General features: G+C 44.0%; 29 protein-coding genes and 2 pseudogenes. All 31 read left to right on the forward strand.

What is annotated here, in order from left to right; translation table 11 throughout:
- Positions 1–4: 4 nt before the first annotated feature.
- Positions 5–1000 carry a DUF927 domain-containing protein gene (locus PGQ33_RS15745; RefSeq protein WP_330663295.1) on the forward strand — a complete coding sequence of 332 codons (996 nt, stop codon included), beginning with the start codon at positions 5–7 and terminating at the stop codon, positions 998–1000.
- Positions 987–1448 carry a hypothetical protein gene (locus PGQ33_RS16890; RefSeq protein ID WP_330663296.1) on the forward strand — a complete coding sequence of 154 codons (462 nt, stop codon included), beginning with the start codon at positions 987–989 and terminating at the stop codon, positions 1446–1448. Before PGQ33_RS15745 ends, PGQ33_RS16890 begins: the two co-directional genes overlap by 14 nt.
- A gap of 225 nt (positions 1449–1673) precedes the next feature.
- Complete coding sequence (locus tag PGQ33_RS15750; RefSeq protein ID WP_270206046.1) at positions 1674–1880, forward strand: hypothetical protein; 207 nt, start codon at positions 1674–1676, stop codon at positions 1878–1880.
- Complete coding sequence (locus tag PGQ33_RS15755; protein WP_248005026.1) at positions 1873–2076, forward strand: hypothetical protein; 204 nt, start codon at positions 1873–1875, stop codon at positions 2074–2076. Before PGQ33_RS15750 ends, PGQ33_RS15755 begins: the two co-directional genes overlap by 8 nt.
- Positions 2070–2375, forward strand: coding sequence for a hypothetical protein (locus tag PGQ33_RS15760; protein ID WP_270206047.1), 306 nt, complete (start codon positions 2070–2072; stop codon positions 2373–2375). The genes PGQ33_RS15755 and PGQ33_RS15760 overlap by 7 nt, the downstream gene beginning before the upstream one ends.
- A gap of 29 nt (positions 2376–2404) precedes the next feature.
- Positions 2405–2716: a helix-turn-helix domain-containing protein gene (locus PGQ33_RS15765; protein ID WP_270206048.1), complete on the forward strand. Its 312-nt coding sequence runs from the start codon at positions 2405–2407 to the stop codon at positions 2714–2716.
- Between the two features lie 8 nt (positions 2717–2724).
- Positions 2725–2781: a hypothetical protein gene (locus PGQ33_RS17205; RefSeq protein ID WP_442872460.1), complete on the forward strand. Its 57-nt coding sequence runs from the start codon at positions 2725–2727 to the stop codon at positions 2779–2781.
- The gene (locus PGQ33_RS15770) at positions 2765–3103 is read left to right on the forward strand and encodes a hypothetical protein (RefSeq protein WP_270206049.1); all 339 of its coding nucleotides are present in this window, start codon (positions 2765–2767) and stop codon (positions 3101–3103) included. The genes PGQ33_RS17205 and PGQ33_RS15770 overlap by 17 nt, the downstream gene beginning before the upstream one ends.
- Entirely contained in the window at positions 3093–3317 is a 225-nt protein-coding gene (locus PGQ33_RS15775) for a DUF551 domain-containing protein (RefSeq protein WP_270206050.1), read from the forward strand. The genes PGQ33_RS15770 and PGQ33_RS15775 overlap by 11 nt, the downstream gene beginning before the upstream one ends.
- A 165-nt stretch (positions 3318–3482) precedes the next feature.
- Positions 3483–3749 (forward strand): hypothetical protein, encoded by a 267-nt coding sequence (locus PGQ33_RS15780; RefSeq protein ID WP_270206051.1) that lies wholly within the window; start codon positions 3483–3485, stop codon positions 3747–3749.
- Positions 3661–4116 (forward strand): DUF1492 domain-containing protein, encoded by a 456-nt coding sequence (locus PGQ33_RS15785; protein WP_270206052.1) that lies wholly within the window; start codon positions 3661–3663, stop codon positions 4114–4116. The genes PGQ33_RS15780 and PGQ33_RS15785 overlap by 89 nt, the downstream gene beginning before the upstream one ends.
- A gap of 190 nt (positions 4117–4306) precedes the next feature.
- Complete coding sequence (locus tag PGQ33_RS15790) at positions 4307–4543, forward strand: hypothetical protein (RefSeq protein ID WP_270206053.1); 237 nt, start codon at positions 4307–4309, stop codon at positions 4541–4543.
- A 63-nt stretch (positions 4544–4606) separates the two neighbouring features.
- Complete coding sequence (locus PGQ33_RS15795) at positions 4607–5071, forward strand: hypothetical protein (RefSeq protein ID WP_270206054.1); 465 nt, start codon at positions 4607–4609, stop codon at positions 5069–5071.
- Positions 5046–6374: a PBSX family phage terminase large subunit gene (locus PGQ33_RS15800; protein ID WP_270206055.1), complete on the forward strand. Its 1329-nt coding sequence runs from the start codon at positions 5046–5048 to the stop codon at positions 6372–6374. Before PGQ33_RS15795 ends, PGQ33_RS15800 begins: the two co-directional genes overlap by 26 nt.
- The gene (locus PGQ33_RS15805; protein WP_334303955.1) at positions 6367–7716 is read left to right on the forward strand and encodes a phage capsid protein; all 1350 of its coding nucleotides are present in this window, start codon (positions 6367–6369) and stop codon (positions 7714–7716) included. The genes PGQ33_RS15800 and PGQ33_RS15805 overlap by 8 nt, the downstream gene beginning before the upstream one ends.
- Positions 7716–9440, forward strand: a complete 1725-nt coding sequence (locus PGQ33_RS15810) for a phage minor capsid protein (protein WP_270206057.1) — start codon at positions 7716–7718, stop codon at positions 9438–9440. Before PGQ33_RS15805 ends, PGQ33_RS15810 begins: the two co-directional genes overlap by 1 nt.
- Complete coding sequence (locus PGQ33_RS15815) at positions 9433–9684, forward strand: hypothetical protein (RefSeq protein ID WP_270206058.1); 252 nt, start codon at positions 9433–9435, stop codon at positions 9682–9684. The genes PGQ33_RS15810 and PGQ33_RS15815 overlap by 8 nt, the downstream gene beginning before the upstream one ends.
- Before the next feature lie 10 nt (positions 9685–9694).
- Entirely contained in the window at positions 9695–10009 is a 315-nt protein-coding gene (locus PGQ33_RS15820; protein ID WP_270206059.1) for a YjcQ family protein, read from the forward strand.
- A gap of 216 nt (positions 10010–10225) precedes the next feature.
- A complete protein-coding gene (locus PGQ33_RS15825; RefSeq protein WP_270206060.1) occupies positions 10226–10789 on the forward strand; it encodes a phage scaffolding protein in 564 nt (187 codons plus the stop codon).
- An 18-nt stretch (positions 10790–10807) separates the two neighbouring features.
- Positions 10808–11038: pseudogene (locus tag PGQ33_RS15830) on the forward strand (hypothetical protein); the annotation flags it as partial.
- A 159-nt stretch (positions 11039–11197) separates the two neighbouring features.
- Positions 11198–11602 (forward strand): DUF6751 family protein, encoded by a 405-nt coding sequence (locus PGQ33_RS15835; protein ID WP_243034487.1) that lies wholly within the window; start codon positions 11198–11200, stop codon positions 11600–11602.
- Position 11603: 1 nt separating this feature from the next.
- Positions 11604–11987, forward strand: a complete 384-nt coding sequence (locus tag PGQ33_RS15840) for a hypothetical protein (RefSeq protein ID WP_270206061.1) — start codon at positions 11604–11606, stop codon at positions 11985–11987.
- Complete coding sequence (locus PGQ33_RS15845; protein ID WP_270206062.1) at positions 11974–12396, forward strand: hypothetical protein; 423 nt, start codon at positions 11974–11976, stop codon at positions 12394–12396. The genes PGQ33_RS15840 and PGQ33_RS15845 overlap by 14 nt, the downstream gene beginning before the upstream one ends.
- Before the next feature lie 13 nt (positions 12397–12409).
- Positions 12410–12913 (forward strand): hypothetical protein, encoded by a 504-nt coding sequence (locus PGQ33_RS15850; protein ID WP_195196651.1) that lies wholly within the window; start codon positions 12410–12412, stop codon positions 12911–12913.
- A 23-nt stretch (positions 12914–12936) separates the two neighbouring features.
- Entirely contained in the window at positions 12937–13380 is a 444-nt protein-coding gene (locus PGQ33_RS15855) for a DUF6673 family protein (RefSeq protein ID WP_270206063.1), read from the forward strand.
- 6 nt (positions 13381–13386) lie between these two features.
- Entirely contained in the window at positions 13387–13962 is a 576-nt protein-coding gene (locus tag PGQ33_RS15860) for a bacteriophage Gp15 family protein (protein WP_270206064.1), read from the forward strand.
- Positions 13959–14114, forward strand: coding sequence for a hypothetical protein (locus PGQ33_RS15865; protein ID WP_175305068.1), 156 nt, complete (start codon positions 13959–13961; stop codon positions 14112–14114). The genes PGQ33_RS15860 and PGQ33_RS15865 overlap by 4 nt, the downstream gene beginning before the upstream one ends.
- Positions 14115–14158: 44 nt before the next feature.
- Positions 14159–16693 (forward strand): phage tail protein, encoded by a 2535-nt coding sequence (locus tag PGQ33_RS15870; RefSeq protein ID WP_270206065.1) that lies wholly within the window; start codon positions 14159–14161, stop codon positions 16691–16693.
- Positions 16690–17472: a hypothetical protein gene (locus PGQ33_RS15875; RefSeq protein WP_270206066.1), complete on the forward strand. Its 783-nt coding sequence runs from the start codon at positions 16690–16692 to the stop codon at positions 17470–17472. Before PGQ33_RS15870 ends, PGQ33_RS15875 begins: the two co-directional genes overlap by 4 nt.
- Positions 17466–18464 (forward strand): Gp37-like protein, encoded by a 999-nt coding sequence (locus PGQ33_RS15880; RefSeq protein WP_270206067.1) that lies wholly within the window; start codon positions 17466–17468, stop codon positions 18462–18464. Before PGQ33_RS15875 ends, PGQ33_RS15880 begins: the two co-directional genes overlap by 7 nt.
- Positions 18461–19013: pseudogene (locus tag PGQ33_RS15885) on the forward strand (hypothetical protein); the annotation flags it as partial. The gene PGQ33_RS15880 and the pseudogene PGQ33_RS15885, both read left to right, overlap by 4 nt.

Genomic DNA, 19013 nt, shown 5'->3' on the forward strand with positions numbered 1-19013 from the left:
TCACATGGAGCCTTTAGCAAGGCTGGACAGTAAAAGCATATTGAGCGAAGAAATCTTTCTGGAAATATTTGATCAGGAAGATGAGATTACAAAGGCTCGGATGATTCTTTCTCTTACAGATCGTGCTGGAGAGCTTGGCGTAAAAAAGAAGTTTGAAGAGCTTCTGAAAGCCTATAAAAGGGTGGACAAAGAAGCGAAACAAAGAGAGCGCAAGAAGCCAATTACAATGCTGGATAAGTGGACAAACTTTGAAGGACCATACAATAACATGTTCTGCGGAGCATGGATTGCCGGTGAGGATGGCGTCTATGCACAGAATGACAGCCAGGTGGATGCGGTTGCCTGTTATCACCCCATTCTTCCGGTAGAGCGAATGAAGAATCTGGAGACAGGTGAAGAACAGATCAAGATTGCATACAAGCGAAATGGACGATGGGATGAGATCATTGTTCCGAAAACAATGGTGACGTCTGCCAGTAAGATTGTGGCGCTTTCTGGGCGTGGAATTTCTGTTACATCAGAAAACGCGAAGTTACTGGTCCGGTTTCTGTCAGATGTTGAAAATATGAATGATAGCCATATTAAAGTGCAGTATTCCACCAGTAAGCTCGGATGGATTAAGGATCAGTTTATTCCCTATGATACAGAGATTGTATTTGATGGCGATCAGCGATTCCGGCAGGCTTATGAGAGTGTTTCAGAACGTGGCAACTGGAAGATCTGGCAGAGCCATATGCTGAAGCTTCGGAAGACAAAGCGCCTGGAGATTAAGATTATGATGGCTGCATCATTTGCAAGTGTTTTGGTTAGTCTCTTGGGTGGACTTCCGTTTATCGTAGATCTCTGGGGTGAAACAGAAGGTGGTAAAACAGTATCGCTGATGGTCGCAACGTCTATCTGGGCGAATCCGGATGAATCGGCATATATCGGAGATTTTAAGACGACAGAAGTAGCATTGGAAGCAAAGCCTGTCACTGTCGATTTTATTGGTTGCAGATAAAGTCGCGACAGATTATCTGTTCCGGGATGGAGAATATATTACGATCGAACAGGCGAAAACTGTTCTGATCAACAGGAATGACCTGAGCGACAATGAGCGCTGCTATCGTTATTTGCAGGACAAAATCGCCATGAATAATCAGCGCTTTGATATGGACACGAAAGTGGAAAAATGGGGAACGCTTGAAAAGGGAGTTGCTATAATTTACAACCAGGCGTTCAAGGAGTTATGCAAGAGTGGAGGATTCTCTGACAAAGCTTTTTTGTCCTGGGCGGATCGTAAAGGTCTGATTGAGACGCAGGGCGGACGCATGACGAAAGTAAAAAAGGTAGATGGTAATCCAATCAGGTGTGTATTCCTGCGGCTGAACGATAACATCGATAAGGATGGGTTTGAACCGGTGGAAACAATGGATAAATATGAGCAGGAAGAGCTGCCATTTAAGTAAAAGTTACCCGTTACCCAAGTTACCGGGCAAAATTCACCCTTATAGAGAAGAAAAAAATATGTGAAAGTGAGAAAAATATTTTCTTCTATATGGGAAAACGTGTGGTAACTCGGTAACTTCGCTCCGAAAAATGCTTGAAACGCAGTATTTTCAATGGGTTCAGCGGTTTCCCGAAGACGGTAACAGGATAAAGAAAATGGTAACATGCGGTAACAAGGAGGATGTATGGAGGAACGAATCAAGGCAATTTACAATGATTGCTGGGGAATTTATAAAAAATATCTATCAAATCATGATATGGCATTATGGAATCAGAACATGGAAGTCATGATGAAGAAATATGACAATCAACCAGATATCTGTGGTTTACTGATTTGGTTCAGCGGCAGGGTGCAGACTCTACATGATGAATGGAGGATGGCGCATGAGTAGAAATGTGATTCGCAGTATCAGAAAAGGATCCGTACAGTGGAACGAAGAAGATCGGCTCAAGGTGGCAACGCTGTTATTAAAGGCGGGATACTCAGTCAGGATTAGAAGAATTGTAACAGATACGGGAAGTAAGCCTACGAGTAGGGGAAAGACAGAATATGTAATAGAGTATTGGGAGGAAAAAGAAATATGCTGATAGAAAAGACATTGAAAGAGGCATTGGCAGACTACATAAAAGGCAAACCAGTGACGGTATTATGGACAAGGGATGATGGGAGTATGGATGTCAGATTACTGTCAGACATTCTGGAACAGGAAGAAAATCATTTTCTGGTAAACGTTCCGGCATATCACAATCCGGAATTTGCACAGGCAGTAGCTGAAATGGTAGAGCAGAACAGACCAGAAAACTGCAGTGCGGAAGTAGCACCGGCAGGGACAACGGAGAAGGACGGAAGTACCACCCCCCCCTTACAGAGCCGGATTCGGTTGTGATTCCGGCAGAAAATAAAAGGGAGAAAGCATTGGAACTGGCGAAAGAAGGAAAAGGTGCTGCGGAGATCGCGCGGTTGATCGATGCAAAATATAGTACCGTGTATTCCTGGCTGAATCCGGATAAGTGCAAGAAACCAAAGCCGGAAAATAAGACAGCCAGTAATGCGGACCGGCATAAATGCAGGACCTGCATGTTCCGGGCAACAGGAAATACAAAGGGAGCCGGCTGTTCCTATATCGAGATAACAGGTCACAGCAGAGGATGCTCCGTGGAAGAATGCAGTGTGTATCAAAAGGGCGATGCAGTGTCAAAGCGGAAGATGAAAGGATTTTATGAGTAGGTGGCAATATGACTAAGAAAATGATCGAAGAACAAGAAAGGGCAAATAATGAGCTGGGCAGATAAGCAGTTAAAGAAACATAAGCTCCGAAAGCAGATTAAAGAGATCATGGATAGTCCGGAGTTTCAAAAGGAACGCCAGAAGGAATTGGATAAACACACAGCAGAGGCAATGAACTGTTTTCTGCTGATCAGTGTAGATTATTTGTACCGGAACTATCATTGCAAAAGAAAGGGAGTTTTGAAATATTTGGAATTTGTTTTACACCAGATGCATTTTGCACAGAAGGACGAGGAATATTTTCAGCTGATGAATGAAGAGCTGGAGAGGGAAGTTGGTGTGAATGTGCTGGGGACGTTGAAAGGGGAGCAAGAAGATGAACAATAACTGGATTTCAACAGCAGATCGACTTCCAGATCAGCGGGAGTTCATAGAATCATATGTCAGAAGTGCATATGCAGCGGAGTTTCTGGTCACGATCGAGGGAGCTGATAAGGCAACAACGCTGTATTATTCCCAGACAGGTGTCTGGTTCGATGAACAAGGAGAACCGTATAAGGTTGTGGCGTGGATGCCGCTTCCGGAAAGGTATAAGGGATAAATGGAAGAGGATAAATACACAATGTATGCGGTAAAAAAGATTTGTATCTGGATGATAACAGCTATAACCATTCTGATAGCAATGAAATGGACTGGATCGGCATGGTGCTTATGGGCGTTTTGCATTCCGGCTATATTAGAGTGATGAGGGATAGAAGGTGATAATTTGCAGGAGAAACGAAGCAGAAAAGAACAGCGGCGGGACAGGCAGCAGCATTATGAAGAGTTGGAGAGCCGGCATGATGCAAAGGCGTTGGAGAGATTCAAGCGACCGGCTTACCAGAGCGTAAGCGTTGCGGAATATCTGGCAAAGAAGTATGACATTACAGCGGAGGTGGATACCATTGCAGACCGAAGAAAAAGAAATGACGGAAAACGAGAAAAAGAAAGAGTATCTGAGACAGTACAGGATCCATGTCCGGCGAATACATAGAATCAATGCGGAAATTGCAGAGTTACGATCTATGAAGATTTCCCCGTCGATGAATAATGACGGGATGCCGCACGGGAGCAGCCAGGGCGATTTGTCAGGTTATGCAGCAGAGCTTGACCGTATGGTATCGGAGCTGATAAAAGAACGATATATGCGGATGGTGGAATATCAGGAGATTGTACGGCAGATCAAAAGGCTGCGGAGCGAAAATGAGAAAGACGTGCTGTTTTACCGGTATATTCGTGGGATGGATTGGTGGGAGATTGCAGAGAAGATGAAGTTTTCAGAACGACAGATCTACAGATTTCACGGGAAGGCACTGGTAAATTTTCGGCTTCCGGAAAAAGATGTCAGTGAATGTCAGTAACATCTGTGGTATTATGATAACATCGAGAAGCGAAAGAAAAGAGCTTTTCGGATGTGACATTTTCACAATAAGTTCTCCGACGGTAAGTGTAGTAAAAGGGCGATCTGATGACAGGTCGTCTTTTTCGTTGCGTATTATCAGGCTATACGATATTATAATAAGTATAGAATATGGTGAAAGGGTGATGAAAATGTCAGAATGGTTAAACGAAGAAGAGCAGTATAAAGATACGTTGAATAATGAAGAAATCAGCAGGATCAAAGATCCTGAATTGCGAGAAATAAGGCAAAGACATTGGGCGTATGAGAAAAAGATATATAAAGATAGCTCTATTGCGGATTCGGAACTTGATAGATTGGTAAAGATAGATTGGGAGAAAGAGCGAAAAGAGATTTTGGAATACAAGAAAAAGCATAGTAAATGTTAGTTAAAAGCACCCTTCGGGGTGCTTTTCTAATGCGCAAAATAAACCAGAATTGAAGGTGGTGAAGTGGCAGGATATGAAAACATAAGAGATGCAAACAATAAAAGAACCCCGGAAGAGCGCCGGGAATTGGCAAAAAAGGCAGGAAAAGCAAGTGGTCAGGCAAGACGCAGGAAGGCAGACTTCCGGAAGACATTAAACCTGCTGCTCACTGCAGAAATAGATAATGAAGAATGGAAGCCGGTTTTAGAGTCGCTCGGCGTTGAGTGTACTTTGGAATCGGCTTTGCTTATGGCTCAGATCAAGATGGCATTGGCAGGGGATACACAGGCAGCCAAGTTTGTAGCCCAGTATTCCGGACAAAGTGCCAGAGCCGAAGAAGATCTGGAGAACAAGAAAGCAGATACAGAGCTGATCAAGGCAAGGAAAGAAGCCATTACTGGTGAAAATGAGAATGATGAAGCGCTTGATCGGTTGGATCAGATCCTGAAAGAGGTGCGGGACAATGCAGTTAAGCAAGAAACAGAATGAGTACATTGTGAACGCAACTCATAGATGGAATATTAAGTCTGGTGCGGTACGTTCTGGAAAGTCCTACGTTGATACGGCTTTTGTGGTTCCTTTTCGTATCCGGGAAAGGACCGGTAAGCCGGGGCTCAATGTTATTCTTGGCGTATCAAAAGAATCGATTGAGCGAAACGTGCTGCAGCCGATGCGTGAAATCTATACAGACAAGCTGATCGGACAGATCAATAACCGGAATGTGGCGCATATTTGTGGTGAAGAGGTGTATTGCCTGGGAGCTGAAAAGGTCAGTCAGGTGGCAAAAATCCAGGGAGCCAGTATCAAATATTGTTATGGTGATGAGGTTGCCAAGTGGAACAAAGAAGTGTTCCAGATGTTGAAATCACGACTTGATAAGCCATATTCTTGTTTTGATGGTTCTTGCAATCCGGAACACCCAACGCACTGGTTAAAGGAGTTCCTGGATAACGATGAACTGGATATCTACCTGCAGAGGTACACAATTTTTGATAATCCATTTCTTCCAACAGAGTTCGTGGAACAGCTCTGTAAGGAATATGAGGGCACGATTTATTATGACCGGTTAATCCTTGGACTCTGGAAACGGGCGGAAGGGGCAATCTACAAACGTTTTGCAGATAATCCCGATGCTTACAAATGTGAGGTGCTGGATGAGTTTACAAGTGACGCAGAATATAAGCAATTCAAAAAAACAGATATTGTATCGATAGAGATCGGACTTGACTTCGGAGGAAATCAGTCCGGTCATTCTTTTGTTGCCAGAGGATACACAGATGATTATGCGAATGTAATTGCAGTAATGTCTAAGAGAATTATGGCAAAGGATGCAGAGGAAGATATTGACAGCAACAGGCTGGATGAGCTGTTCTGTGATTTTGTTCAGGAAGTAATAGATAAATATGGAGTGATTGCGAAAAGCGGCAATTACGTGGAGTATTGCAATGTAGAATCTGTTTATTATGACAACGCAGAAACCGTCCTTGGTAATTCTATCCGGAATGCGGTAGAAAAAAGGTTTCCGTGGATCACGGTCAGAAAAGCAAGGAAAGCAGCAATTATTGACCGGATCCGTTGCACGGTAAGGCTTATGGGAGCGGGAAGATTCTGGACAACAGACGATAGTAAGTCCTTGCAGACGGCATTTTCAGATGCAGTATGGAACAAAGATGTAACAGACAAGGATGAGCGCCTGGATGATGGAAGCACCGATATTGATAGTCTGGATGCGTTTGAGTATACGATAGAAAGAGATATGAAGGACCTGATAGAAGAGGTGGAAGATGTTTGATGGATTAAAAAGACTATGGGGAAGGATAGTGAGCATGTTTAGTTATACGACCTTAAAAAATATAATCGGCAAAGATGTGGCGCTGTCACAGACCATGATCGATGCCATCAATAAATGGAAAAAGATGTTGGCTGGAAATGCAGACTGGTGTGACGATACGGTAGAGTCGCTGAAATTAGAAGAGGGTATCTGCCGTGAGTTTGCAGACTCTGTACTGGTAGAGATGGAGGCCAAGATCTTAAATAATGACAAGATGGATAAGGTTCTCCAGAAGAGCTTATCAGACATGAATAAGAAGCTGCAGACAGGATTGGCACTTGGCGCAATGGTTCTTAGACCACTTGGACCGGACACGGCGGAATATGTTGCGGCGGATAAATTCATTGTGATCAGTTTTTCTGATGATGGAACGCCGAATGATATTGCTTTTCTGGTTGTGAAGTGTGCTGGGGAAAATGATTATTATACCAGAGTTGAACGGCATTATTTTACGAACGGCAATCTGACGATTGAGAATAAATGCTATCATTCACAGAGCCAGAGCGATATCGGGCAGATCTGCGGTCTGGAAGAGGTGGTCGAATGGGCGAACATTCTTCCGGGACCGGTTATTTATCCAGGGATGGTTCAGATGGATTTTGGATATTATCAAAACCCGATTGAGAATAAGGTGGACGGATCCACTTGTGGTGTATCGATCTATGAGTCCGCAGAGAACCTGATCAGAAAAGCAGACATCCAGGGAGCTCGGCTGGACTGGGAGTACGATTCTGGAGAACGTGCAATCCATATTGACGAGAGAGCTTTGAAGAAGAGCGGTGGAAAGACCTATTTACCGAGATTAAAGAAACGCCTGTATAAGGGGTTGAATCTTGATGATGGAAAAGATAAAGAACTGTATAAAGAATATTCGCCTGAGATGCGAGATGAAGCCTTCAGAAGAGGTTTGGAAGAATACAAACGGGAAATCGAGTTCAATGTCGGTCTTGCTTATGGAGATCTGTCAGATGCGCAGGAAGTGGATAAGACAGCTACAGAGGTGCTTGCTTCCAAAACAAGGAAATACAACCGAGTCACGGCGATTCAGGGCAAACTGGAAGAGTGTTTGAATGGATTCGTGAATGCGTTGGCGTTCTACAACGGCTCTTATATGTCTGGGGTAGAATTCACCTGTGAGTTTAATGACTCTATTTTGGCTGATGAAGAATCAGAAAGACAGCAGGACAGGCAAGACGTCAGTATGGGTGTCATGAGCCTGCTTGAGTACCGAATGAAGTGGTACAACGAGGACGAAGAAACTGCAAAATCTAAGATTCCGGAGCAAAATCAGGTGATTGAGTAATGCGAGATGATTATAAGAATAAGCTTGCAAGTAAGATTGCTTCCAGGTATCAGGATTTGGAAGAGCGTATCATGCAGGATATTGTCCGGAGGATTATGAAAGCTGGTGAAATAACCAGTACTGCAGATTGGCAGATTAACCGGTTACGGATTCTTGGATATTCTTCCGAGGATATCGAAAGAGAGATCAAGAAAACACTGGATGCGTCTTATCCGGAAATGTTTGAGCTGTATGATAAAGTGATCGACTGGGAATACGTCCGGAATAAGGACATTTACGAACAGATCAATGCTGAGTTTATCCCGTATGAGGAGAACAGGCAGTTGCAGCAGATCACGGATGCAATCATTCAGCAGAGTCTGGAAGATCTGGAGAATGTAACTAAGTCACTTGGCTTTTACCTGGATTATAATGGCAGAAAGGTTTTAACACCGCTGTCACAGGTTTATACCAATTATCTGGACAATGCCTGTTTTGATATTGTGACAGGAGCATTTGACTATGGTAGCGTATTACGCCGGGTGGTCACACAGCTGACGAACAGCGGACTTCGGAAGATTGAGTACGGATCCGGATACGCAAGCCGGGTAGAAGTGGCTGCCAGAAGAGCTGTGATGACTGGTGTGGCGAATCTTACCGGAGAAATAGCAGACTACAATGCCAAGAAGCTTGGAACAGAGTATTTCGAGGTTGAATGGCATGCCGGAGCACGACCTGCGCATTCGGTATGGCAAGGACGTGTCTGGACAAAGGAGCAGCTGTATTCGGTCTGTGGACTTGGTACCGTGACCGGACTTCTGGGAGCTAACTGCTACCACACATACTATCCGTTCTTTCCGGGAATATCGGAACGCAACTGGTCGGATGACTGGCTCGAAGAACAGAACCGGAAGGAAAGCAAGCCAAAAGAGTTCCAGGGCAAAGAGTACACCCTGTACGAGGCAAAGCAAAGACAACGCCAAATGGAAACAGCAATGAGAGCGCAGCGAGAAAAGGTACAGATGCTTCAGGATGGCGGTGCTGATCGGCAGGAAGTTATGCTCCAAAAAGCCAAATATCAGGGACAGCTTAACGAATATGCAGCATTTTCTCGGAAAATGGGATTGAAAGAGGAAAGAGAGCGGATTTATATTGATGGACGAGGAAGAATTGCCACCAATAGTAAAACGCAGAATAAGCTATTTCCACCGGAGATGATCCAAAACGTTTCAAAAGATATCGCACAGTACAAGCGGTACAAAGAAGTTCTGGGAGATTCCGTTGGATCACTTGTAAAGTTCGGTCAGGTGAAATATAATGACAGTAAGAAGTGGGAGCTACTTCAGACCTACATGAAATCGGTTAAAGAAGGAATGATTTCCCCGATGTCAAGTTTTGAGAATTATGTTAAGCTTCATAAGGAAATTGAGAAGACGGTGGTTGGCATTAAGACATCAAATGGCGTAAGAATTACCGGTCAGAGTAAACATTTTCTGGAACGTGTAATCGGAACGATGGAAGATCCGAAGACGAAGAGATCTCGATCAGGGGTAACGATAGAGGAAATCATAAATGCACTGAGAAGCCCACTCGATTTGAAAAATCCAAAAGCTGATAGGAACGGAAGAATAAGCCAGAGATATATCGGTGAGAAAGCAACTGTTTCGATAAATCCGGAAAACGGGATGTTGATTCAATGTAATCCGACGGATAAGGATTTAGTAAGGAGACTGCACAATGCGTAAATTTGAACTGAGTCAAGAGCAAATAGATTTTTTAAAAAAAGAATATGCGGATAATCCGTTAGTGCAAAAAGTATTAACATGTGAAAACAACAGGAGATTTGAGATAGATGTAGATACAAAAATTGCTTTCATGGATTACATCGAAGATGAGTCTGTATACTGGATAGGAAATGATTATGAGGCTACCCCGAAAACACGGATATTAGAGTCTATAAGAGACGATATATATTATCAAACGAACTAGGAGGTGCGTTATGGATAATTTTAAAATCATTTACAAGATACTTTCTGCATTGGAAAAATCAATGGATCTGGAAGAATGTAACTTGGATAGCATTAGTTCGGAGGCGTTGAAAATATCCAATGAGCGTTGGAATAAATATATCGAGATGCTTTTAGATGCTGGTTACATCAAAGGGGTAACAATCCAGAAGTATGTAACTGGAGAGACAAACGTTGATGCGGAAGATATTCGGCTTACTTTAAAAGGTCTTGAATATTTGAGCGAAAACAGTATTATGCAGAAAATGTATAAAGCAGCAAAAGGAATAACGGATTTGATTCCATAGTTTTTTGCCACCAGTCGAAATGACCGGTGGTATTTTTGTACTCATTTTTTAGGAGGTGGTCCAAATATCTCCCTTTGAGACGCAGGGGTAAGCGTCTTATTTTTATGCCCTGTCATATGGCATTAAACTGGACAACTACCATGCCGGAGGTCTACCCGGCTATATCCCATACCGCTGAAAGAGCGGTCAATAAAATATTTCAGGAGGAATGTAACGATGAAAAATATTCATGAGATTTTGAAAGAGTATGGAATGGAAGTCCCAGCAGATAAGAAAGCAGATTTCGATAAGGCTTGGAAAGAAAATTATCGTACTAAAAGCGAGTACGATAACGCAGTTACCCAGAGGGACAACTACAAGGCTTCATTGGATGATGTAAATACCAGGCTGAAAGAATTTGAAGGCGTGGATGTGAAAGATCTGCAGGGACAGATCACAAAGCTTCAGGGTGATCTGAAGGCGAAAGATGATGAATATGCAGCAAAAGAAGCTGACCGTGTATTTATGGATTCTGTTAAAGAAGCAGTTAAGGCTGCCGGCGGAAGAAATGAAAAGGCAGTTATCGCAATGCTGAATATCGATGCTCTGAAAGAATCTAAGAATCAGTCCGAAGATCTCAAGAAGGCACTTGAGGATGTCAAGAAGTCTGATGGGTATTTGTTCGGAGCAAATGAACCAATCAATAATCCGGTTGGTGGCACAAGTGGCGGAGGTGGTGCAGATCCGGGAGCAGATGATGTTGCTGCACTTCGAGCTGCCATGGGACTGCCGGAAAAATAGGAAGTGAGGTAAGGAAGAATGGCAAATACTATTGCACTTAGAAAACAGTATTCAACACTTTTGGATGAGGTGTATAAATTATCATCATTAACAGCTGTTCTGGATGGACCGAATGAGCTGGTAAAAGAGGGAGCAAACGCAAATGAGATCCTGATCCCGAAGTTGTCTATGCAGGGGCTTGCGGATTATAACAAAAGCACTGGTTATGTGCCCGGTGACGTGACTCTGGATTATGAGACAAAGAAATGTGTGATTGTGCATACAAGTATGATCAGCGAGATGGAATAACATCCGAGAACAACGATGGGTATTCCGTATCGTTTGATGTAAGCCGATCAGTGGATTCGATGTTGTATAGAATTGCAGAAGTATATCTGGTAAATACGGGGCTTATGGATTTGGCGGTGGATGATGATTACGAATAGTGACATTACGGTTTATAACAGAATAAGCGGTGATTCCACACATTACGATACCTGGATCCGAACCGTTTTGCATGGTGTCCACGTCCATGTGGACCATAAGACTGCAGTTACGGATAACGGGCTGAAAAGTGCGGAAGTTTACAAAATTCGGATTCCTGCGGATATTCCGGAAGCAGGGCAGTATCTTCCGCCGGATCAGTTCGCCTGCTGTGGCGGTTATGGATACTGGACCATACAGAATGATGATCAGATTGTCCTGGGAGAGTGCCAGATTGAGATTGAAAGACCTGCAGATCTGAAAGCCGTGTTCCAGAAGCACTGCAAGGTGACAAGCTGGTCGGACAACCGGTTTGGTACAACACCGCACTGGCGGATCGGAGGCGAGTAAGATGGCAGGAAAGAAGGACTTCCGAATCACAACTCCGAGAGGCAGCGTATTTACAGTGACTGGTAAGAATGGTTCTACCACGGCACGGCTGGAATGGGCTCCGGGATTCGCACAGAAAAAAGCGGAGGGATTTTCAAGGGCCCAGGCATTTGTGGATTCTGAGTGTCTACGCTACATGAATCCATTGACACCGAGAAGAACCGGGATGCTGATTAAGTCTGGGACACTTGGTACAGTGATCGGTTCCGGATCCATTGAATATCTTGCCCCGTATGCCCGCCGGCAGTATTATGAGCATAAAACTAAGGCAAGATGGTTTGAAACAATGAAAGCGAGCCATAAAGATGCCATAAGGGAAGGAGCTGAGAAACTTGCCGGACAGTAAACGGAAACCGATTATTGATAGTATCCGGGAGTATGTAAGGACTTATCCAGATATCAATAACCGGAAGATCAATATTGATTATCTTGGTGATGGAATGGAATATTCCATTGATCCAATCGGCGTAGATCCCATCTACAAGAGATATGTGGATGGGGGCTGCCTGAAGCAGTTCCAGTTCGCTCTGACAAGTAAGGAAGCCTACGATGGGGATGCAAGAACCGGTATTGCCAACAGTGGTTTTTATCAGAACTTTGAAGAGTGGACAGAACAGAATAACTTGAATGATATTGTTCCAGAGCTGGACGGGCACGATGCTATAAAAGTTGAAGTGCTGCAGTCCGGCTATTTGTTTAGTGCAGAGGCCGATCTGGGACGGTATCAGATGATTTGCAGATTGATTTATAAGTAAGGAGTGTGAAGAAATGGCAAGTGAAAAAATGTTAGTTGGCAGACATAAGAGAGTGGCTTTTATGGACGCTGATGGATCAGGAAAAACATTTACCAGAATGACGGGATTTACATCGCTATCGGATGGAAAGAACTCGACAGAGTACAGCCGGCAGTATGTGGATGAGGCGTCTGAAAGAAGTGACGTAGTCGGTTATGCGCCGGCGATCGATTACGAATTTGACCGGTATACCAATGATCCGGTACATGAAAAGATTGCAGCAATTACTGACGATGAGATTCTCGGAACAGAAGCGCAGGTTGATATTGTGGTGGTAGATCTGTTTGAACAGAAGACATCGGAAACAACTTGTACCGCACGAAAGAGAACATGGAGTGTAATTCCGGACACAGAAGGGGACGGTACGGATGCCCTGATTTACAAAGGCAGCTTTAAAGCGGCCGGAGAAATCACAAAGGGTACTGCAACCACCACAGACGGATGGAAGACCTGTACATTCACTGCTGGCGGAGAATAAAGAAGAAATGGGAGAGTGAGCCTATGAGCCTTTGGAAATTTGGAGATTTTGAAGCGGACGTGGATTTCACGGATGCGGATTTTTTAGATGCGATTGATGAAGCGAAAGCAGCAATGCATGAAGCGGAGCAGAATGTTCCGGTAGTCGGAAAGAACAGTGATATCATCCGCGCGCAGTGCGCGTGTTTTTATGTGTTCTTCGATACCCTTTTTGGCGAGGGAGCCGGGGAGCGTATCCTTTGCGGAAAGAACAGCGTCAAGCTGTGTAACGAAGCGGCTGAATCATTGTTAGACTTTGAAACAGCAGAAGCAAAGAAACTGGACGATAAATATGATAAGTATGTACCAAATCAAAATACAACGCAGCAGTTCCCGCATCCGCAGCCACAGCCAAATGGAAACCGTCAGCAGAGAAGAAACTACCAGAAACAGTATGGTAAAGGAAAACATTCCAATACCGGAAGGTAGCAGAGCATGAATATTTTATATGAGCAGTTTCCGGAAGAAGTCAAGGTGAATGGGGAGTACTACCCGATCGTGACAGATTTCCGTGAATGGATCCGTTTTACGGAGCTGGTTGAAGACGACTCGGTTCCATGGCAGATCAAATGTGGACTTCTGTTGCAGTGGTATCTGGATAAGGTTCCGGAAGATATTGAAGCTGCAATATATGCACTCGGAGATTTCCTGATGTGCAAAAGGATGTACCAGGATGATCTGGAAGATAAAGAGGAAGAGCAGCAGAGAAGTGGAAAGCCGGTATTTTCTTTTTCGGAAGATGCCGGCTGCATTTATGCAGCGTTCCGGGAGGCATATGGAATTGACCTGCAGCAGATTGAATATATGCACTGGTGGGAGTTCCGGAGCTTGTTTGACTGGTTGCCGGATAGTACAGAGATTAAACAACGGATTATGTATCGTTCGATTGATCCTGGAACAATCCGGGACAAGGACGAACGTAAACGGATCAAGAAGATCCAGAGAGCTGTTGCGCTGAAAAAGAAACAGCGAAAGCTTGATGATTATGAGATTGGAGATATGTTCTCATGATGGAAATTAAAATACCGACACGGCGTGAGTGGTATCCGTGTCCGTACTGCGGTCAGCATCTGCTTGTTTACGCAGATACTGCAGTGTGCAGCGGACTGTATGTAAAATGTCGCAAATGCCGACGGGAGGTGGAGATAAAGATTAAGAATTAAGCACTTGTGAGCCCCTGAGCCGTGCTATCAGAAAGGATGATAGTATGGCAGATGGATATTTGAATTTTGATACCAAAATCAATGAGAGTGGGTTCAATGAAGGCATAAATAAGCTTGGAAGTCTTGGAAAAAGTGGCTTATCTGTAGTCAGCAAGGCAATGACCGGAGCTGTTGCAGCTGTAGGAGCTGGAGCGGCGGCGATTGTAAAGTCTTCTCTTGGTGTAGTCGCCAATATGGAGCAGCAGATTGGTGGTGTAGAGACATTATTTAAAGATAGTGCCAAGACAGTGATCAGGAACGCAAACAATGCGTTCAAAACAGCACAGCTTTCTGCTAATGATTACATGTCAACGGTTACAAGCTTTTCAGCATCATTACTACAGGGCTTAGGCGGAGATACTGCAAAGGCTGCAGAGATAGCAGATATGGCGATCATTGATATGGCAGACAATGCCAATAAGATGGGTACGAATATGCAGGATATCCAGAATGCCTATCAGGGCTTTGCAAAGAAGAATTACACAATGTTGGATAACCTTAAATTAGGTTACGGCGGTACACAGTCGGAAATGATCCGATTGATCAATGATTCCGGTATCTTAAATGAAAAAATAGAAGATCTGGATAATGTAACGTTTGACCAGATGATTCAGGCAATTCACAAAGTCCAGCAAAATCTCGGAATCACAGGAACTTCCGCAAAAGAAGCTTCTACAACGATTGAAGGTTCTGTTAATTCTGCTAAAGCCGCCTGGGAAAATTTTGAAGCCGGTGTAATCAGTGCGAACGACCTGGTTGACACATTCTGGACAGCGGCAAAGAATATCTTAAATAATCTTGGTCAAATGATCCCGCGTCTGGGAAAGACCGGAATGGATGTGGTGGAATCCTTATCCGGAAAAATCGGTGAAGCGGTTCCGCAATTAAAGGGATTTACAGATAGTGTTGGTAAGTTAGCCGATAAGCTGCAGAACATGAGTACGGATGAGCTCATGAATCTTGGCAAGACTGCAGCAGTTCTTGCGGGAGCTGGACCAGTGATCTCGTTATTTGGATCACAGATCGGCAATGTACAGACAGCCGTTGAAGGATTCAGCGGAATTACAACGGGTGTTTTGTCTGAGCTTGGAAAGCTTCCGAAGGGATTCAAAAGCGCAACAAAATCGGCTGCAAATTTCCAGAAAGATTTTACGGGTAGCCTGAAAGGGCTCGGTAGCGCTGTTACAGGACCGTTTCAGGTACTGACTCCGAAATTGTCAGCTACTGTCGGAAAAATCGGCAAGGTCGTTTCCTGTGTTCCGGGAAAAATTGGTGGGGCAGTCGGCAAAATCGGTTCTGCAATCGCATCAAAAATCCCCAGAATTACAAGCGCGTTTTCACTATTTGGAGATACTGCCGGTTATCTGGGAGCATGGGGCGGACAGATTGGTTCTGCTTTGCAGGGAGTTCTTGGAACAGTAGCCGGCTTTATTCCGTCATTTGTAGGGTTGATGAATTTCGGTGCAGTTGCAGCCGTTGTGGTAGCCGGTCTTGGACTGGTTTACAGTCAGTTTGGTACACAGATTGACCAGATCCTGCTTCTGGCGCAGACCAAAGGACCGGAGATCATATCTAACTTTGGGGCAGGAATCACAGCAGCACTTCCGGGACTGATTTCATCAGGTGCAACCCTGATCTTGGGATTGATGAATGCAATCACGGCAAATCTACCATCGCTCATTTCCGTAGGTGCAAGCATCATAGCAACTCTGGTAAGCAGCCTGGGCGCACAACTTCCGCAGTTAATTCCGGCAGCAGTACAGATGATTCTGACTCTGGTTGAGTCGCTGATCAGTAATCTTCCGCAGTTAATAACTTCCGGATTACGGTTAATGGAAGGCTTGGCACAGGGAATTGCAAACGCGATTCCGCAGGTGGCAGCGAAAGCACCGGTTATCATCGGCAAGCTGGCATCTACGATTATCACGAATTTGCCGAAGATCATACAGACTGGTGTGAAGATTATCACGCAGCTCGCAGTCGGACTGGTTCAGGGAATCCCGGCGTTACTTGGTAAGATTCCATCAATGATCAGCCAGATCAAAAATGCATTTACCAGTGTAAACTGGGGCAGTGTTGGTATGAATATCATTTCCGGAATTGCAAGTGGTATATCCAGTGCGGTAGGAAGCCTGATCAGCGCGGCAACATCTGCGGCAAGTAGCGCATTAGATGCAATCAAGTCAAAACTTGGTATTCATTCTCCATCGAGAGTATTCCGGGACCAGGTTGGTAAGATGATGGCTCTTGGTATGGGAATCGGATTTGAGAAGAATATTCCGGTCGGATCCATGAATGCCGGAGTACAAAAAGCAGTCCAGAGTCTGCAAAGAAGTGTACAGCTTACAACATCCGTTAATCAGGATAAAACGGTAGGCGGAATAAAGAATAATCCGATCTTTAAGGATCAAGGATTTGATTACGACAGATTTGAACGTATCCAGAGGAAGATTGCAAAAGAAAATGGCAACAAGCCGGTATTCCTGGATACGAAACGGATAGACAGACCATTACCGAAAGGAGCAGTGCCACAGGTATGATTGTGTATTATGAAAATATGAACGGCGAAAAGCTGAATCTTTTGAAAGCTCCTTTTCGTACAACGAAGACTGACTGGTTCGATGCGGACTGGTCAGAGTCTTCGGACGGATATGAAAAAACAGTGACGATTGATGTGTTTGGAAAGCGGGAAGAATTTCAGGCGAATATGGAGCAGCTATACCGGATCATTGCGGTTGATGCAGAAAATGATACCTACGGGAAACTGTACGTGAATGGTGCATATTTAAGATGCAAGGTGTTGAAGTCAGCGAAAGAAGGATGGAAGGGATATGTGTATTCGGAAGTGGAGATCACCTTCCAGACTCCGGAACTTGTATGGGTAGTAGAAGCGACAAGACAGTTTTTTCCACAATTGGAAGAAACGGCAGCATCCGGAATCGACTTTCAGTATGACTATCCGTTTGATTTTGCCGGAGAAAAAAGAGGAATCGCAGCATGGGATGTTGATCACATCATTCCAAGTGAGTACCGGATGATCATTTACGGACCATGTGTAAATCCGAAGATTCTGATCAACGATTATCCTTATGAGTTTTTCGTAACGCTTGAAAGCAGGGAATATCTGATCATAGATAGCCAGAGAAGAACGATCCGAAGGTATTTGACGAATGGAACGGTACAAAATTTATTTAATCAGAGAGCACAGAAACAAACTGTTTTCGAGAGAATACCATCCGGGCTTTTAAATATTAACTGGTCCGGGGATTATGGATTTGACCTGACTTTATTTTTGAACAGGAGGGAGCCGCCGTGGTAAAAGATGTCATTCTTGCAGATAGTGATGGAAGAGAACTGGGAGCGATTTTGGACTCAAATATCACAGTGGATACGAATGGCGAGTACGAATTTTCTGTACAGATTGCAAGGTCGAACTGGTATCCGGAGCTGACCTTTTCAAGCTATGTCTATATTACGGAGACAGAATATGGAGGCATTATCGGAGAGGTGCTGACAGATACAACGCTGGATTATGTGGAGCTGAAGGGAATCACATGGCGGGGAAGACTGCAGTATAAGGTGATCGAGCCGCCTGCCGGATCGGATTATAAAACAGTATCCGGAGAACTGAATCAGGTAATGAAAACACTGATCGAGCCGGAGTTTGATGGATTATTCAGAGTTTCATCAGAAGATACGGGTATATCTGTAAAGAATTTTCAATTTGACCGGTACTGCACATTACTGGAAGGTCTTACTAAAATGCTGAAAAGTGTTGGATACCGCCTGCAAATCCGACTGATCAAAGAACAGGACGAGCCATGTTATATTCTGATTGAAGCAGTTCCGATTACTGATTATTCTGCGCAGATTGAATTGTCACAGGACAGTCGACTGAATTTCACGATGGATGATAAACAAAATGGCGTAAATCATCTGGTTGTAACCGGAAAAGGGGAATTGCAGGAGAGGAACATATTCCATCTGTATGTGCAGAAAGATGGAAGCATTGGAAAGACGCAGTATTACAAAGGACTGAATGAGATCTCAGCAGTATACGAAAATACGAGCACAGAAACAGCAGAGCTGGAGAAAACGTCCGCGGAACAATTGCAGAAGCTGATGAATAAAAAGACATTTCAGATGGATGTTGCAAAGCTTGGAATCGAGGTTGGGATTGGAGATATTGTCGGTGGCAGGGATTACCTGACTGGGATGTATATGTCAAAACCAATCGAAAATATCATTTATGAGATTACGAATGATGTGGAATCAATTACTTATAAACTGGAAGGAGAAGATGAAGAATGAAAATTGTATCTGGAAGAACCGGATCACCACATGTGACTTCGCAGCAGTTCCGGCAGATGCTGGAGGGGATTATCGGGCAGGGGAGTTATATTATAACAAGCGGAGAGAATCTGAAGCCGGAACTTAGCAGTAATAATCTGCTGAAAATCCGAAGTGGGATGATGGCGCATCACGGCTGTATATCTTGCGTGGATATTGGTACTTATGATGAGGTTACACTGACAAATGGTAGTCAGGGAATGAAAAGGATTGATCTTATTGTAAATCGGTATACCAGAAATGCAGAGACAGAGGTTGAAAACTGCAGTTGGAAGGTGATCCAGGGAACACCGGTTGCAAGTAATCCGGCAGTACCGGCATATACTTCGGGAAATTTGCAGGATGGAGATCTTGTGGATGAATGCCCGGCTTTTGAAGTGCATTATGATGGAATCAATGTTACAGAAGTGAAGAGTTTGTTGAGTGTGACGGATGGACTTTCTGGATTAAGTAGCAATTTAGGAAATGTAAAAGCAGATTTAACAAAAGCAAATAATAATATTGCAATCA

This window comes from Coprococcus sp. AM100_B19A, from assembly GCF_027662015.1.
GTDB lineage: Bacteria > Bacillota > Clostridia > Lachnospirales > Lachnospiraceae > Allocoprococcus > Allocoprococcus comes.

What these genes read in the sequence shown, in the direction of transcription:
- PGQ33_RS15745 (WP_330663295.1), top strand. Translation starts at nt 5, where the DNA reads ATGGAGCCTTTAGCAAGGCTGGACAGTAAAAGCATATTGAGCGAAGAA.
- PGQ33_RS15750 (WP_270206046.1), top strand. Translation starts at nt 1,674, where the DNA reads ATGGAGGAACGAATCAAGGCAATTTACAATGATTGCTGGGGAATTTAT.
- PGQ33_RS15755 (WP_248005026.1), top strand. Translation starts at nt 1,873, where the DNA reads ATGAGTAGAAATGTGATTCGCAGTATCAGAAAAGGATCCGTACAGTGG.
- PGQ33_RS15760 (WP_270206047.1), top strand. Translation starts at nt 2,070, where the DNA reads ATGCTGATAGAAAAGACATTGAAAGAGGCATTGGCAGACTACATAAAA.
- PGQ33_RS15770 (WP_270206049.1), top strand. Translation starts at nt 2,765, where the DNA reads ATGAGCTGGGCAGATAAGCAGTTAAAGAAACATAAGCTCCGAAAGCAG.
- PGQ33_RS15775 (WP_270206050.1), top strand. Translation starts at nt 3,093, where the DNA reads ATGAACAATAACTGGATTTCAACAGCAGATCGACTTCCAGATCAGCGG.
- PGQ33_RS15790 (WP_270206053.1), top strand. Translation starts at nt 4,307, where the DNA reads ATGTCAGAATGGTTAAACGAAGAAGAGCAGTATAAAGATACGTTGAAT.
- PGQ33_RS15800 (WP_270206055.1), top strand. Translation starts at nt 5,046, where the DNA reads ATGCAGTTAAGCAAGAAACAGAATGAGTACATTGTGAACGCAACTCAT.
- PGQ33_RS15805 (WP_334303955.1), top strand. Translation starts at nt 6,367, where the DNA reads ATGTTTGATGGATTAAAAAGACTATGGGGAAGGATAGTGAGCATGTTT.
- PGQ33_RS15810 (WP_270206057.1), top strand. Translation starts at nt 7,716, where the DNA reads ATGCGAGATGATTATAAGAATAAGCTTGCAAGTAAGATTGCTTCCAGG.
- PGQ33_RS15815 (WP_270206058.1), top strand. Translation starts at nt 9,433, where the DNA reads ATGCGTAAATTTGAACTGAGTCAAGAGCAAATAGATTTTTTAAAAAAA.
- PGQ33_RS15820 (WP_270206059.1), top strand. Translation starts at nt 9,695, where the DNA reads ATGGATAATTTTAAAATCATTTACAAGATACTTTCTGCATTGGAAAAA.
- PGQ33_RS15825 (WP_270206060.1), top strand. Translation starts at nt 10,226, where the DNA reads ATGAAAAATATTCATGAGATTTTGAAAGAGTATGGAATGGAAGTCCCA.
- PGQ33_RS15835 (WP_243034487.1), top strand. Translation starts at nt 11,198, where the DNA reads ATGATGATTACGAATAGTGACATTACGGTTTATAACAGAATAAGCGGT.
- PGQ33_RS15840 (WP_270206061.1), top strand. Translation starts at nt 11,604, where the DNA reads ATGGCAGGAAAGAAGGACTTCCGAATCACAACTCCGAGAGGCAGCGTA.
- PGQ33_RS15850 (WP_195196651.1), top strand. Translation starts at nt 12,410, where the DNA reads ATGGCAAGTGAAAAAATGTTAGTTGGCAGACATAAGAGAGTGGCTTTT.
- PGQ33_RS15855 (WP_270206063.1), top strand. Translation starts at nt 12,937, where the DNA reads ATGAGCCTTTGGAAATTTGGAGATTTTGAAGCGGACGTGGATTTCACG.
- PGQ33_RS15860 (WP_270206064.1), top strand. Translation starts at nt 13,387, where the DNA reads ATGAATATTTTATATGAGCAGTTTCCGGAAGAAGTCAAGGTGAATGGG.
- PGQ33_RS15865 (WP_175305068.1), top strand. Translation starts at nt 13,959, where the DNA reads ATGATGGAAATTAAAATACCGACACGGCGTGAGTGGTATCCGTGTCCG.
- PGQ33_RS15870 (WP_270206065.1), top strand. Translation starts at nt 14,159, where the DNA reads ATGGCAGATGGATATTTGAATTTTGATACCAAAATCAATGAGAGTGGG.
- PGQ33_RS15875 (WP_270206066.1), top strand. Translation starts at nt 16,690, where the DNA reads ATGATTGTGTATTATGAAAATATGAACGGCGAAAAGCTGAATCTTTTG.